16 protein-coding genes are annotated in these 11,948 nt (G+C 64.3%); 14 read left to right on the plus strand and 2 right to left on the minus strand.

Features of this window, described 5'->3' with window-relative positions; genetic code table 11:
* The 13 genes from VF515_01385 to VF515_01445 form a co-directional block, all read left to right on the plus strand.
* Positions 1-967: DUF1566 domain-containing protein (locus tag VF515_01385; protein HEX7406277.1), on the plus strand; the 967-nt coding region annotated here is incomplete at its 5' end.
* 199 nt (positions 968-1,166) lie between these two features.
* On the plus strand, positions 1,167-1,370 hold the full coding sequence (locus tag VF515_01390; protein ID HEX7406278.1) for a TOBE domain-containing protein: 204 nt from the start codon (positions 1,167-1,169) through the stop codon (positions 1,368-1,370).
* A gap of 76 nt (positions 1,371-1,446) precedes the next feature.
* Complete coding sequence (locus VF515_01395) at positions 1,447-1,917, plus strand: nucleoside deaminase (GenBank protein HEX7406279.1); 471 nt, start codon at positions 1,447-1,449, stop codon at positions 1,915-1,917.
* A 94-nt stretch (positions 1,918-2,011) separates the two neighbouring features.
* The gene (locus VF515_01400; protein ID HEX7406280.1) at positions 2,012-2,482 is read left to right on the plus strand and encodes a hypothetical protein; all 471 of its coding nucleotides are present in this window, start codon (positions 2,012-2,014) and stop codon (positions 2,480-2,482) included.
* Positions 2,483-2,692: 210 nt separating this feature from the next.
* A complete protein-coding gene (gene argH / locus VF515_01405) occupies positions 2,693-4,066 on the plus strand; it encodes an argininosuccinate lyase (GenBank protein ID HEX7406281.1) in 1,374 nt (457 codons plus the stop codon).
* Between the two features lie 43 nt (positions 4,067-4,109).
* A complete protein-coding gene (locus VF515_01410; GenBank protein ID HEX7406282.1) occupies positions 4,110-4,583 on the plus strand; it encodes a hypothetical protein in 474 nt (157 codons plus the stop codon).
* Positions 4,555-5,811 carry a diaminopimelate decarboxylase gene (lysA, locus tag VF515_01415; GenBank protein HEX7406283.1) on the plus strand — a complete coding sequence of 419 codons (1,257 nt, stop codon included), beginning with the start codon at positions 4,555-4,557 and terminating at the stop codon, positions 5,809-5,811. The genes VF515_01410 and lysA overlap by 29 nt, the downstream gene beginning before the upstream one ends.
* A gap of 10 nt (positions 5,812-5,821) precedes the next feature.
* Positions 5,822-6,649, plus strand: a complete 828-nt coding sequence (dapF, locus tag VF515_01420; GenBank protein HEX7406284.1) for a diaminopimelate epimerase — start codon at positions 5,822-5,824, stop codon at positions 6,647-6,649.
* A gap of 51 nt (positions 6,650-6,700) precedes the next feature.
* Entirely contained in the window at positions 6,701-7,579 is an 879-nt protein-coding gene (gene dapA, locus VF515_01425; protein HEX7406285.1) for a 4-hydroxy-tetrahydrodipicolinate synthase, read from the plus strand.
* An 81-nt stretch (positions 7,580-7,660) separates the two neighbouring features.
* Positions 7,661-8,467: a 4-hydroxy-tetrahydrodipicolinate reductase gene (gene dapB / locus VF515_01430; GenBank protein HEX7406286.1), complete on the plus strand. Its 807-nt coding sequence runs from the start codon at positions 7,661-7,663 to the stop codon at positions 8,465-8,467.
* A gap of 72 nt (positions 8,468-8,539) precedes the next feature.
* Positions 8,540-9,421 carry an alpha/beta hydrolase gene (locus VF515_01435; GenBank protein ID HEX7406287.1) on the plus strand — a complete coding sequence of 294 codons (882 nt, stop codon included), beginning with the start codon at positions 8,540-8,542 and terminating at the stop codon, positions 9,419-9,421.
* Positions 9,422-9,754: 333 nt separating this feature from the next.
* Positions 9,755-10,672: a class I SAM-dependent methyltransferase gene (locus VF515_01440; GenBank protein ID HEX7406288.1), complete on the plus strand. Its 918-nt coding sequence runs from the start codon at positions 9,755-9,757 to the stop codon at positions 10,670-10,672.
* Between the two features lie 79 nt (positions 10,673-10,751).
* Positions 10,752-11,006: a hypothetical protein gene (locus tag VF515_01445; protein HEX7406289.1), complete on the plus strand. Its 255-nt coding sequence runs from the start codon at positions 10,752-10,754 to the stop codon at positions 11,004-11,006.
* Between the two features lie 129 nt (positions 11,007-11,135).
* Here VF515_01445 and VF515_01450 read toward each other — a convergent pair whose 3' ends face one another.
* Both VF515_01450 and VF515_01455 read right to left on the minus strand, forming a co-directional pair.
* Positions 11,136-11,582 (minus strand): type II toxin-antitoxin system VapC family toxin, encoded by a 447-nt coding sequence (locus VF515_01450; protein ID HEX7406290.1) that lies wholly within the window; start codon positions 11,580-11,582, stop codon positions 11,136-11,138.
* Positions 11,566-11,802 (minus strand): type II toxin-antitoxin system prevent-host-death family antitoxin, encoded by a 237-nt coding sequence (locus VF515_01455; protein ID HEX7406291.1) that lies wholly within the window; start codon positions 11,800-11,802, stop codon positions 11,566-11,568. The genes VF515_01450 and VF515_01455 overlap by 17 nt, the downstream gene beginning before the upstream one ends.
* Between VF515_01455 and VF515_01460 the strand changes: the two genes are divergently transcribed.
* On the plus strand, positions 11,767-11,948 hold a 182-nt coding region (locus VF515_01460), incomplete at its 3' end, for a hypothetical protein (protein ID HEX7406292.1). The two genes, VF515_01455 and VF515_01460, sit on opposite strands and share 36 nt — an antisense overlap.

Raw genomic sequence — 11,948 nt, forward strand, 5'->3', positions numbered from 1 at the left:
GTGTAGCTGCACCGGGTTGGGCAGCTACTGGTCGTCTACTTCGGACGGGAGTCCCCCGGATGCCGCGTGGAACGTGGACTCCGGCATCGTGGAAGCGGCCCCCAAGAGCTACTACTACTGGATTCGGGCAGTACGAGGCGGTTCAGAGCAGGGTGAAACGAAGAGTGCTCGGGTGCGGGGGACGATTTCGGTGGCGGCGTGGAGCCCAGCGCGCTCGACCGGTCAGTGTTGCGGCGACTGCAATGGGAACGGGCAGGTCACCGTCGATGAAATCCTGACCGCCGTCAATCACGCGCTGACGGGTTGTTCCGATGACGGCATCTGCGACGCCAGCATGGCGACCTGCACGACGCAGCTCTCGGAGTGCCGGGGCGACCTGGCTGCCTGCCGATCTCTGTCTGGCCCGCAGGCCTTTCCCGCAACCGGGCAGACCACCTCCTATGGGCCGGGGTCCGACGGTGACGTGCGCGCCGGGGCGGCGCTGTCGTACACGGACAACGGCGACGGAACGATTACCGACAACAACACCCGGCTGATCTGGGAGAAAAAGGACGACTCGGGCGTTATCCACGACAAGGACAACACGTACACGTGGGGGATGGAAATCGCGCCGTACACGATGAACGGCACGATGTTGACGGAGTTTCTGTCCGCGTTGAACACGCCGCCGTGCTTTGCCGGGCACTGCGACTGGCGCATCCCGAACGTCAGGGAGTTGCAGAGCATCGCGAACTACGAGGTGATCCCGGCGGCGGTCACGGCCTTCAACACGGGCTGTTCGCCCGGCTGCACGGTCGATGGCAGCGGTGGGCCGATGTGCAGCTGCGCGGCGTTGGACTTCTCCTGGTCGTCCACTATGGTCGGAAACGCCCCGGGGGCCGCGTGGTTCGTGCTCTCCAGCGGCTACGTGGACGGAGCCAACACGTACCTCTCCTACTCGGTTCGGGCAGTGCGAGGCGGCTCGTGAGAGGTCGGGCTTCTCTATTCTGCGGCCGCTGCATCAACGCCACACAGCGTGCGTCATCGACCACGACCGCATCGATACCGCGACTCCGCATGCACTCCTCCGCACCTCGGAGGGTAACGCCCTCCGGGCTCGTCGCACTGGGGTTCCATTGCCACCCTAATCGGCTAGGATGGCGTATCGTACCATCGAGGAGGCGACAATGCTCAGCGCGCGTAATCAGCTCAAAGGCAAGGTCAAATCAGTGAAGCTCGGCACGGTCATGGCCGAGGTGGTCATCACGGTCGGGAACGCCGAGTTGGTTTCCGTCATCACACGCGAATCCGCCGATCACATGAAGCTCAAGGCCGGCGACAGCGTCAGCGCGGTGATCAAATCCACCTCGATCATGGTTTCCAAAGATTGAGGTGCGAGTTAGCCGGTGCGCCAGTGTGCCGGTGAACAGCTATTTCCGAACCGGCTGACGCGCTTACCGGCACACCGTGACTGACGCAGACTACATGCGGCTGGCGATTGCGAAAGCCAAGGAAGGGATCGCCGCCGGTCAGTCGCCCTTCGGCGCCGTCATCGCCTGCGACGGGCGGGTGGTGGCCACGGCACACAACAGTGTGTGGCGCGACAACGACCCGACGGCCCATGCCGAGATCAATGCCATCCGGCGGGCGGCCCAGGCACTGGGTCGCATCGGACTGCGCGGTGCCACCATGTTCACGACCTGTGAGCCCTGCCCCATGTGCTTGGCGGCCACGCACTGGGCTAAGATTACGCGCGTGGCCTACGGTGCCACCATCGCCGATGCTGCCACGGCGGGCTTCTCGGAACTGTCCGTGGACGCGAAACGCCTGGCCAGCATGGGCGGCAGCCCCGTACAGATCGAATCGGGGCTGCTCGAAGCGGAGTGCCGCGCCTTGTTTCATCTCTGGAAAGAAGCCGGTCTCGGCCAGAGCTATTGAGGCAGCACGGCCCCATCGCTGCGGCCTATGCAGCTCAGCATTCCTGTGGATTTTGCGGATTGAACTGCTATCCTCCGTTCGAAACGGAGGTTCCATGAGGGGAATAGTGATTTCGGCGCTGCTCGTTTGTGGCCTGCTCCTTCCCGCAACGACGCAGGCGGGGTCGGCCAACCTCCATAAGGCGGCAGCCCCTAAGCGGAAGGCGGCAGCCCCTAAGCAGGCCGTGAAAAAGCCGTCGCTGGAAGACGTCCAGCAAGCGTTCGAAGTGTTCTGCCAAGATTGGATGCAAAAGCTCGCAGTGCGCGAGCATGACAACATCGCCCACATCCAGTGGAACACGAAGCCCGAAGGCGTCGAAGGCGAGTACGTGGGCTACGCCCAGGACCACACCTGCGTCGTCAAGGACGGGAGCATCGCCCCCGTAGGCAAGATCGCCTACCTGGAGGTACGCTACGAGAAGCAGGGCAAAACTGTCGAGGAGGCCAAAGAAAGCCCGGCACGCCCTCTTGAAACTACGGCGGTCACCGAGATTTTCCGTCACGACGGGGTCAAGTGGATTTACTAGCGGGCTGCGCTCAGCGTCTGTTCGGCGGGGCCGCTTTCCCTTGGGTCGCCCTTCGATGTCGCTCAGGACATGCTTCGGGCAACTACGGGTGACCCGCAACAACAAGCGCCGCACACCCAGCTCGCGAGGACCAGCCGCCTTCAACGTTTGAGCAAACGTTCTCGCCGGCAACTCTTGGACCGGTGAATTCTTTCCGGTAAGGTGCGCCGCATGCCCCAAGCGCACAAGGCGTGGGCCGGTCGTATGGCCGAGCCCACCGACCGTCTCGTCGAGTCGTTTACCACTTCGTTCCCGATTGATCGGCGACTCTACCCGTACGACATCGCCGGCAGCATCGCGCACTGCGAGATGCTGGCAAAGCAGCGCATCGTGCCGCGACGCGAGGCGCAACGGATAATCGCCGCGCTGCGCCAGATCGAGGCGGAGTTCGCCGGCGGCAGGTTCCGCGCGCTGGCGGGTGACGAGGACATTCACATGGCGGTCGAACGCCGCCTGATCGAGAAGATCGGTCCGATTGGCGGCAAGCTGCACACGGCCCGTAGCCGTAACGATCAGGTGGCGCTCGATTTGCGCCTCTTCCTCAAGGCCGAGGTCACAAACCTCCTCGGGCTGCTGCACGGCCTGCGGCGCACCCTGGCAACCGTCGCCAAACGCGACCGCGATGTGATCCTGCCCGGATACACACATCTGCAACCGGCACAGCCGGTGTTGCTGGCGCACCATTGGCTGGCGTACGCCGAGATGCTGGGCCGCGACGCCGGACGTTTGGTGGACTGCCTGCGGCGGGTGGACGTCCTCCCTCTCGGATCGGGAGCGCTGGCGGGGACGACGTTTCCGATCGACCGGACCTACGTGGCGCGCCGCCTCGGCTTCCGCCAGATATGCGCCAACAGCATGGACGCGGTGAGTGACCGTGACTTCGCGGCGGAATTTCTGGCCGCCGCCGCCATCACCGGCATGCACTTGAGCCGCCTCGCCGAAGACCTCGTTCTCTGGTCGTCGCAGGAATTCGGTTTCATCGAGTTGCCGGACGCCTTCGCCACCGGCAGCTCCATGATGCCGCAGAAGAAAAACCCCGACGTCGCGGAACTCATCCGCGGCAAGACCGGACGCCTCTACGGCAACCTCCTCGGGCTCCTGACCGTCCTCAAGGGCTTGCCGCTGACCTACAACCGCGACTTGCAGGAAGATAAAGAGCCGGTATTCGATAGCGTCGACACACTCAGCGCCAGCCTGAACTTGCTGATCGCCTTTATTCCGCGGCTGCACATCAACCGGTCCCGCATGCGGGCGGCGGCCACCGCCGGGTACACGTTGGCAACCGAGCTCGCCGATTACCTCGCCAGTAAGGGCCTGCCGTTCCGCGACGCGCACCGGACCGTCGGCGAGATCGTCCAGTACTGCATCGGCCGGAAACTCGGGCTCGAGCAACTGACGCTGGCGCAGTTGCGTTCTTTCTCTTCGCTCTTTGCCGCCGACGTCAAGAAGTGGCTCAGCGCCGAGGCCGCCGTGCGCCGGCGGCGCGCCACCGGCGGCACCGCTCCGGAAAACATCCGGCGCCAGCTCAAGAGGCTCGGCGTGTGAGTTCGGCATGCCTTCGTCCTGCCACCCGTCCCGTTCCAGTCGGATGATGCGCTCGCTCGCAGTCATCACCCTGGTGCTGGCGGCTCTGCTGCCGAGCTGCGGACGCAAGGCCCAACCACGCCCGCCGGAAGACGTGATGCCGAGGCCGATTCCCGACCTGGGCGCCAGCAACCTGGCGGACGGCATTCGACTCACGTGGGGCCGCCCGTCCATGTATGCCGACGGAACACGCATGATGGATCTGGCCGGCTTCGTGATCGAGCGTGCCGTCGGCACCGAAGCGCGCACGGTCTTCAAACGCCTCGGCGCCATCGAAGTCAGCGACCGCGACCGTTTCCGTCAGATCAAAAGCTTTCAGTACGTCGATCACGACACCGTGCCGGGAACGACCTACCAGTATCGGGTTGTATCTTTCACGCTCGATCGGTACTTTAGTTCCCCGTCCAACATCGTGACAGTGGAACGCACAGTTCCGGGCGAGGACACACATGCACTACTTCCAGCAACGCAACGGTGAACTCCACGCCGAAGGGGTGCCACTGCGTGAGCTAGCGGCCCGCGTCGGGACGCCGTGCTACGTGTACAGCCTCGCCACGCTACAGCGCCATTACCGGGTGTTCGACGAAGCCTTCGAGGCCATTCCACACCTGGTCTGCTTCTCCGTAAAGGCCAATTCCAACCTCGCGGTGCTTCGCACTTTTGTTCGGGAGGGCAGCGGCTTCGACATCGTGTCTGGCGGGGAACTCTTTCGCGCCCTGAAGGCGGGTGCCGATCCCGCCAAGATCGTCTTCTCCGGCGTCGGCAAGACGGCGCGTGAGATCCGCTATGCCCTCACCGCGGGCATCCTGATGTTCAACGTGGAGTCGCCCGCCGAGCTGGACACCATCAACACCGTGGCCGGCGAGCTGGGAGCGAAGGCACGCGTGTCTGTCCGGGTGAATCCAGACGTCGACCCGAAGACACACCCGTACATTTCGACCGGTCTGAAGAAGAGCAAGTTCGGCATCCACATCCAGCGTTCGCTCGAAGACTACCGCCGGGCGCGCGAACTGCCGCACATCGAGGTCGTCGGTGTCGATTGCCACATCGGATCGCAGTTGACGACCGTTCCGCCCTTTGTCGACGCGCTCGACCGCATCTGCGACCTGGTCACACGGCTGCAGGCGGAGCACTTCAATATCCGTTACCTCGACATGGGCGGCGGGCTCGGCATTACCTACAATGATGAGAAGCCGCCCGGGCCGCAGCAGTACGCCGCCGCCTTGGCCGAAGGCTTGCGCGATGTCGACGTCACGCTCGTGCTCGAACCCGGCCGCGTGATCGTGGGCAACGCCGGCATCCTGCTGACCAAGGTCTTGTACTGCAAGAGCACGGACGAGAAGAATTTCGTCGTCGTCGACGGCGGCATGAACGATTTGATCCGCCCTGCCCTCTACGGCTCGTATCAAGGCATCGAGCCAGTTCACGTCCGCAACGGCAAGACCTTCGTCGCCGACGTCGTCGGCCCGGTCTGCGAGAGCGGCGATTTCTTCGCCAAGGATCGTGAGCTGCCGGCGGTTGAGGCCGGGGATCTGTTGGCGGTGATGAGCGCGGGCGCCTACGGCTTCGTCATGGCATCGAACTACAACACACGGCCGCGGCCGCCGGAGGTGCTGGTCGACGGGGACAGCTTCCACATCGTGCGCGAGCGGGAAAGCTTGGAGGATCTGGTGCGCGGCGAGCATATCCCCGCGGCCTTGCGCTAAAATGGCTCGCCTGCGTTTCACCAAGATGCATGGCATCGGCAACGACTACGTTTACGTCGATTGCTTCTCGCAAACGGTCGCCGATCCCGCCGGTCTTGCTCGCCGCGTCAGCCCGCGACGCACCGGCATCGGCTCCGATGGCCTCATTCTCATCTGCCCGTCCTCGATTGCCGATTGCCGCATGGAAATGTACAACGCCGACGGCAGCCGCGGACAAATGTGCGGCAACGGTATCCGGTGCGTAGGGAAGTACGCCTACGAACACGGCTTGGCGCGCCGTGAATCGTTGCGCATCGAAACCGATGCGGGCGTCAAGCTCCTCCGCCTGCACACCGACCGCGGCGCTGTGGTCCGTGTCACCGTCGACATGGGTGAGCCGATCCTGGAGGGGCCGCGGATTCCGGTCGCCGCGGAAGGACGCGTGGTGAACGTGCCATTGCAGGTTGGCACCGACACCTACCGCATCACCTGTGTCTCCATGGGCAATCCGCACTGCGTCGTCTTTACACCTGATGTCGAAGCTCTGGCGCTGGCCCAGCTGGGACCCCAGTTCGAGCATCATCCCTTCTTCCCGCAGCGGGTGAACACGGAGTTCGTTTCGGTCCTCGCTCGCGACGCCCTACGCATGCGCGTGTGGGAACGCGGCTCGGGAGAGACGGCGGCCTGCGGGACGGGCGCCTGCGCCGCACTGGTCGCGGCAGTGTTGAACGGCAAGACGGACCGGCGCGCAATCGTCCATCTCAATGGCGGCGATCTCGATATCGAATGGAACGCGGATAATCACGTGTTGATGACGGGAACGGCCGAGGAAGTGTTCACAGGGGAGATCGAGCCATGAGGCGAGGTGATCAAGGGCCGGACGGGGCGCAGGCCCGAAGCAGGGTGACCCATGTTTAGCGGCTCAATGGCGGCAATCGTCACACCGTTTTGTGACGGTCGGATCGACGCGCAGGCGCTCGAACGTTTGATCGAGTTTCAGGTGGAGAATGGGACCTCGGCTATCGTTCCATGCGGCAGCACCGGCGAGTCGGCCACGCTGACGCACGAGGAACATGCCGAGGTCGTTCGCCTGGCGGTGAAGTTCGTGCGCGGCCGCGTGCCGATCATCGCCGGAACCGGGTCCAACTCGACCAGCGAGGCCATCGTCCTCACCCGCGCGGCCAAAGAAGCCGGCGCGGCCGCCGCCTTGCTCATCTCGCCCTACTACAACAAGCCGACGCAGGAAGGCATCTATCAGCACTACAAGGCAATCGCCGACAGCACCCGCTTCCCGCTGATCGTCTACAACATCCCCGGACGCACGGCGTCCAAGATCGAGGCGACGACGATCGCGCGGTTGGCTGAACTCGAGCACATCGTCGGTGTCAAAGAAGCGACCGGATCGCTGGACGAGGTGCAGGAAGTCATCCGGCTGTGTGGAGACAAGATCGAGTTGTACTCCGGCGATGATTCCCTGACGCTCCCGATCATGGCCGTCGGCGGTGTTGGTGTGATCTCCGTGGCGGCCAACGTCATGCCGAAGGCATCGGCCCAGATGCTGGCGGCGTGCCGCAACGGCGATTGGGACACCGCCCGGCGTCTGCACTATCACATGTTGCCAGTCATCCGGGCGCTCTTTCTCGAAACCAATCCGATCCCGGTGAAAGCCGCGGTGGCGATGATGGGCTACTGCCGAGATGAGATCCGTCTTCCGTTGCTACCCATGAGCGAGGCCCCAAAGGCCAAGCTGCGGGCGGTGATGGAGCAGTTCGGGCTTTTGAAGTCCTGAGTCCTGGGTGCTGAGTCCTGAGTGAGGAACGATCACGCGTCAGGGGGGAAGGGATTTGATGACATCAACCGCCAAGAGCCAATGACTACCCCGATGGTTGTCTGTGGTGCGGCCGGCCGCATGGGACGGACGCTCGTAACCTTGATCGCACAGAACGACGCGGCGGCGCTCGTTGGCGCCGTCGAAGCCGGCGGTCATGCGGCGCTGGGCAAGGATGCAGGCGAGGTCGCCGGTGTCGGTCATCTCGGCGTGGCCATCACGGAGGACTTCGCTGCGGCGGCTTCTCCCGATGCCGTCACTCTCGATTTCACCAGCGCAGCGGCGGCGCTGGAGCACCTGCGCCTTGCGGTGGAGCGCCGCAGCCCCATCGTCATCGGCTCCACCGGCTTCACGGCTCAGCAGCAAGCCGAGATGGACCGCCTCGCCCCGCAGACGCGTTGTGTGATCGCACCGAACATGAGCGTCGGCATCGCCGTGCTCCAGCAACTCATCCGTGCCGCCGCGATCGCGCTCGGACCTGACTTCGATCCCGAGATCGTCGAGATGCATCACCGCATGAAGGTCGATGCGCCGAGCGGCACCGCGCTGGCGTTGGGGAAAACCGTGGCGCAAGCGACGGGCCGGGACTTTTCCGCTGATGCCGTCTTCGGCCGCGAGGGAGTCGTCGGCCAGCGCCAGCGGAAAGAAATCGGCATCCTGGCATTACGCGGCGGCGACGTCGTCGGCGATCACACCGTGATCTTCGCGGGCTTGGGTGAGCGCATCGAGCTGACGCATCGGGCGCAAAGCCGCGAGTGCCTGGCTCGCGGCGCCATTCGCGCCGCCCTGTGGCTGGCGCAACAACCGCTTGGCCGCTACAGCATGAGCGACGTCCTCGGTGTGCGCTGAGTACTCCACTTCATATTCTTCGTTGACGGCAATCGGTGCCGCGGATAATTGAATGACACGGAAGGTTTAACCATGGCCCAATTCAAACTCGGAACCGTTCGTGCCAACGGCGTGCGCTTCGCCACACTCGAAGCTGGCGAGGGACCGCTGGTCCTCTGTCTGCACGGGTTTCCCGACCACGCCTATTCCTTTCGCCATCAACTCCCTGCCCTCGCCGCCGCCGGCTTTCGCGCCGTCGCGCCTTTCATGCGCGGCTACGCGCCCACGGAGATCCCTGCCGACGGGCGCTATCAGACCGCCGTGTTGGCACTCGACATCGTCGAACTGATCTCGGCGCTCGGGTACTCCTCGGCGCACGTCTTCGGCCATGACTGGGGCGCCGTCGCCAGCTATGGCGCGGCGATGTATGCGCCCGAGAAGATTACCAAGCTGGTCACCGCGGCGGTACCGCATGGGCCCACTTTGCTGAATGCGTTCATGAGCAGTTACGATCAGCAACGTCGCTCCTGGTACATGTTCTTCTTCCAACATCCGCTCTCCGATGCGGCCGTGGCGCACGACGATTTCCGTTTCATCGAACGCCTCTGGCAAGACTGGTCGCCAGGCTGGAAGTATCCGGCGGAGGACATGGAAGCGCTGAAGGCGACCTTCCGCGCGCCGGGCGTGTTGCAGGCCGCACTGGGCTACTACCGCGCCATGTTGAACCCGGCAAACCAGGATCCAGCGCTCTTCGAGTTGCAAGCGCAAATGAGCCTGGCGCCGGTGCCGGTCCCCAGCCTGGTCTTTCACGGCGGGCGCGATGGCTGCATCGGCGGCGAGCTGCTCGAAGGCATGGAAGCGCTCTTCCCGCGCGGCCTACGCAAAGTGATCGTGGCCGACGCGGGGCATTTCATGCACCAAGAGAAGCCCGAGGAAGTGAACCGCGTCCTCATCGAGTTCCTGCGCAAGGGCTAGCGGGCCGCGCCGGGTATCGATACCATCGGAGTCTGTCGATTTCCTCTGAAAGTACCCTTCGACAAGCATGTCCTGAGCAACGTCGAAGGGCTCAGGGTGAGCGGATAAACCTTCATTTGATGGACTCTGCGACCGCTCGTGCTGAGGCTCTCGAAGCATGTCCTGAGCCCGGTCGAAGGGCACGTCTTCGCATTTATCGACAGTCCCATCGAGCCGGGGGCGGAAAATATCCGCCCTTCTTCAGGCCAAGACAAAAATCATGTACTCTACACCCATTGCCGGCTGGCCGCTGGCCGGCATCCGAGACATGGAGGTGCGTCACGGCCGATTGAGATGACCCACTCAGAGGCAGCCATCAACGAAGCCTGTAACGCCATGGTGGACGATCTCGTGCGGCGGCGCATCATCCGCACACCAGCCGTCGAGCGGGCGTTTCGCCGGGTGCGGCGCCATGCGTTCATGACGCCGCCATACGCCGTCGCCACCGACTCTCTGGCGGAAGAATTTCTCGAGACTGACGATCCGTGCGGTGTCTACGCCGATGCGGCCGTCGCCCTCAAGCCCGAGAAGAGCATCCACTGCCTCTCGCCGGGTGTGCTGGCCCGGGAGATCGAGGCGCTCGGGGTCGCCGAAGGCATGCGCATCCTGCACGTCGAAACCGGAGGCGGATATTACACCGCGGTACTGGCGGAGATCGTCGGCGAGCGCGGATCAGTGGTCGGCATCAACTACGAGGAAGACATCGCGGAAATGGCCGCCTCGTTCTTGGCCAAGGCCGGCTACACCAACGTGAACATCCTCTGCGGCGACGGCGCCGCCGGTGTCCCGGAAGCCGGACCCTTCGACCGCGTTCTGGTCAGTGCGGGAGCCTCGGATATTGCCCCGGCCTGGATCGAACAGCTCTATGACGACGGGCGCCTGGTGTTGCCACTGTGCCATCTGGGTCCTTTGGGACCACGGATCAGCGGCGGCGTGATCTTGGCCGTCGAAAAGGCCACCGACGGGCTCACCGGGAACATTTCTTCAGTGGCCGTCTTCGTGCCGCTGCAGGGCGTCATGGCCCCCACAACGGGGGAGAGTGTCTCTCTCGCCGAGGGACTGCAGCGCTGGTTTGCGCTGGAGGAATTCTATCGGACCGAGCTGCCGATCCGTATCCTGATGAAATCCGCCGCGGGACACCCGCCAGATCCCGCGGGCGTGCTCTGGTTCATGGAGACACGCAACGCAGCCATGTGGGTGGAGCCGAATTAGCCGGAATTCCTCGATCAAGGGCCAGGCGGCGCAGAAGGCGGACACCGCCGCGCGCGCCGCAGCGCAGGCCGTCGCACAGGTGCGCAAGGCGCAGGCAGCAGGACGCGAGGCCCGGCACGCCCGCGCCGATGCGGCGCAGGCGTGGGTAACGGCGCTGGCGGGACTCAAGCGTGGCGCGCGCGCCGCGCTCGACGACGGCGCCCCGCACCTGTACGTCACGCTCTTCGAACGCCCCGGCATGCCGTCGCCGCGCAAGGCGAAGCCGACCCCGACGCCACCCCCACCGCCACCACCCGCGCCGACATCCGCTATCGAACCTGCACCTGCATCATAAGCCGAAGTCACGGCGCGGCGGTCCGGGACACGCATCCCGCCCGCAGCGCCGCTCTCGGCCGCCTTCGTGACTGTAATGGGCTTTGCCGGGAAGGTGGCAGCACGCCGTCTCGTCTGAGCCGCAGAGACTTCAGCCGGGAAGTTCGAAGGTTCCCAAGACCTCGGCTGCCGCGCGCATGCGCCGATCGAAGGTGATCAGCACGTGGGCATTGTAGGCACGGGCCAAGGCGAGGTGTAACGCGTCCGCGGCGCGCAAGGGAACGTTCCGACCGAGGCCGAGCATGAGGTGTTCCGCATCGCGGTGGACGCTGGTGGTCAGTTCGGCATGGCGAAACGCTCCGGTTTCACAATCTCTCAGAATCCTCAGGTAGACGCGCTGCGCATGCGCCGCAGAGAGATCGCCCTCCCGCTTCCGCCGGGCGAGGGTGGAGGTCAGCTCGGTTACGGCCAAGTCGGAAACGATCAGATCGCGGCGTCCGAGCAGCGCCGCTTCAAGCGTCGGGCTATCTGGTTCAGAAACATAGAGTTTCGCCAGCCCGCTGGTATCCAGATACACCGGACTAGACGCGATCTGCACGGCCCTCGCTCACCGATTCCGACAGCGGTCTTCCCCTGAGGCGGATACTCGCGCGAAAGCGACGGTGGCTCGACCACGGGCGCGTCGACTCCGGCAACGGCGGAACGAGCCGAGCGACCGGCCGCCCGCGGTCCGTGATCAGCACCTCGTGTCCTTTACCCACTTCGTCCAAGAGGATCGACAGATGCTGTCGCGCCTGGCGAATACCCGCCGCTCTCATGCCTCCAGTGTGCTACAAGTAGCACATTGCCGTCAAGGCGTCTGCGATGCCGTTGTTGATGCGGTGTGTCAGCGGGCCGCTGTCGATCTGGAACGTGTTCCGTGGCTGACTGGCGAGAGTGTGATTTCTAACAACTCAACAACTTA

Source organism: Candidatus Binatia bacterium, assembly GCA_036382395.1.
In the GTDB taxonomy this organism is placed as follows: Bacteria; Desulfobacterota; Binatia; order HRBIN30; family HRBIN30; genus JAGDMS01.